Origin of the sequence: Methylocystis sp. (genome assembly GCF_051061225.1) — a bacterium.
Taxonomy (GTDB): domain Bacteria; phylum Pseudomonadota; class Alphaproteobacteria; order Rhizobiales; family Beijerinckiaceae; genus Methylocystis.
Map to the genome: position 1 here is coordinate 1 of NZ_JBPFEB010000029.1, position 2,256 is coordinate 2,256.

Annotated in this window: 1 protein-coding gene and 2 pseudogenes; 1 reads left to right on the top strand and 2 read right to left on the bottom strand. The window is 58.5% G+C overall.

Annotated elements, in window-relative coordinates:
• A pseudogene (locus ACR652_RS06765) lies at positions 1 to 89 on the bottom strand (IS6 family transposase); the annotation flags it as partial.
• 249 nt (positions 90 to 338) lie between these two features.
• Here ACR652_RS06765 and ACR652_RS06770 point away from each other — a divergent pair.
• A complete protein-coding gene (locus tag ACR652_RS06770) occupies positions 339 to 1,724 on the top strand; it encodes an ATP-binding protein (RefSeq protein ID WP_434505760.1) in 1,386 nt (461 codons plus the stop codon).
• Positions 1,725 to 1,753: 29 nt separating this feature from the next.
• Here ACR652_RS06770 and ACR652_RS06775 read toward each other — a convergent pair.
• Positions 1,754 to 1,980: pseudogene (locus ACR652_RS06775) on the bottom strand (IS3 family transposase); the annotation flags it as partial.
• Between the last annotated feature and the right edge of the window lie 276 nt (positions 1,981 to 2,256).

A 2,256-nucleotide genomic window follows, 5' to 3' on the forward strand; every position in this document is an offset into this window, starting at 1 on the left:
AGCGGGAACCGGAAATAGAGCCAGACGGCGTGGGCGATGATCTCCGGCGGGAAACGATGGCGTTTGTAGCTCACGGGCGGCTGGGTCATGTCCGCCCTTGTCGGCCCAAAAGCGCTACCCAGCCGTTAACGTGACAACGCCTGTCCGCACTGAGCGAGTGGCTCTTTGACACGTCTGGCCTATCGCCCCATGGATACTGCTTACTGTGGGAACCGGGACTGATCTGGCTTTATGCGGTTTCCGACACCATTATCGCGCTGGCCTATTTCTCGATCCCGCTGACGCTCCTCATCGTGGGAAAGCGGCGAAGCGATCTCGTCTTTCGACCGCTGTTATGGTTGTTCGCCGCCTTTATCCTGCTCTGCGGCACGACTCATTGGCTGGACCTTTTCACCCTATGGGCCCCGCTCTACGGCCTGCAGGGACTTGTCAAAGCGGCGACGGCGATAGCCTCCATAGCAACGGCGGTCGCGTTATGGTGGTCTTTACCGAATTTTCTCGCCCTTCCTTCTGTGGAGCAGCTGCGTCACGCCAATGCGGCGCTGCTTGCGAGCGAGGAGCGGCTGGCGCATGCGCAAAAAATGGAAGCGCTAGGCCAGCTGACCGGCGGCATCGCGCACGACTTCAATAACGTGCTTCAGGTCATCGTCGGCTCCCTTAATGTCATCGAGCGCCAAATTGCGCTTGGTCGCGCAAACGCGATAGATCGCCCCCTCGAAGCGATACGGAAAGCCTCGAACACCGCTTCCAGCCTCACCAACCGAATGTTGGCGTTCTCGCGCCGGCAGACATTGCTACCTCGTGAGGTCGAGCCCAACAAGCTCGTCGCAGGTATGGAGGAGATGCTGAGGCGGACGTTGGGCCCCCAAATCGACCTGGATCTATGCTTGGGGCTCCACCGCTGGAGGGTGACCTGCGACCCGTCTCAGCTCGAGAGCGCCTTGTTGAATTTGGCGATTAATGCGCGAGACGCCATGCCGCTAGGCGGTGTGCTCAAAATCACCACGGCCGATCGGACTTTGACGACCGAGCTTTCCGATCCGGATCTGCAGCCTGGAGACTATGTCGAGATCGAGGTGACGGACAGCGGCGTGGGCATCAGCCATGATCTACTCGGCCGCGTTTTCGAACCTTTCTTCACGACAAAGCCGATAGGCCAGGGAACGGGTTTGGGCTTGTCGCAGGTTTACGGCTTCGTCAAACAATCGGGCGGGCTTGTGCGGATCGAAAGCGCCCCCGGCGAGGGGACCCGCGCGCGAATTTACTTGCCGGCACACGCCCCGATTCCCTGCCCAGCCGCCGAAGACCTGCCGAGCGTAGAGTCGATTGATTCTCCTTGCGCGGGGCATCGAGGAAAGATTCTGGTCGTTGAGGATCAAGAGGAGGTGCGCTCTCAAATTGTCGGGACGCTTACCGAAATCGGCTGCGTTACGATCGAAGCCGGCGATGGGCCGGCTGGATTGAAAATAATAGAGTCGGGCGAGCCGTTGGACCTACTGATCAGCGATGTGGGCCTCCCCGGGTTGAGCGGACTTCAATTGGCTGAAGCTGCTCGAGCTGCACACCCTAATTTGCCGATCTTGCTCATCACCGGATATGCGGGGAAGTCAGCGGAAACATTGCAGTTGGCGCCGAATACGGAAGTTCTACGCAAGCCATTCACGCTCGACGAATTGGCCGCCAAGGTTCAGGCGACCTTTCAAAGGACCGCCCGTGCCGAGTAATGGCCAGGGGCCGCAAAGATCGTCGCTGCCTAGGTGTTTCGTCCCGGCATGTGATGGAGCGGGTCGAGGATCAATCTCTCGGGCTCCTTCGTCCAGAGCCTACACATGACTCGAAAGGCGTGAGGCCTTTGAGCGTCTTCAAGCGGCGCGCAAAATTGTATGCGGTGACAAAGTCGTTGAGACGCATTCGCAACTCGGCGTGCGTTTCGTAGAAGTAGCGCTTGACCGTTGCGTCCTTAATCGTGCCGTCGGCTCGACAATCCGCATTACTCCCTTCCCCTTTCGGAGGAGTCGGATCACCGGTTCGCGACGTTCTAAAAGAGCCTCAGAGGATTGCTTGCGCGCACCTTCCCTTTCCATTCCCGAGAAATCGCATCACAACTGAACATTACGAAATATTTTCGTGCCGGATCTATAAGAAGCGCTGCGCTCAGATTTTCGCCGGTCACGTGCTCAATGGAGGCTAAATTCGCACTGGATGCTAACAATCGTAGTCAGAGCCTACCGATGCGGCCGCGGTGGAGATAGGCCG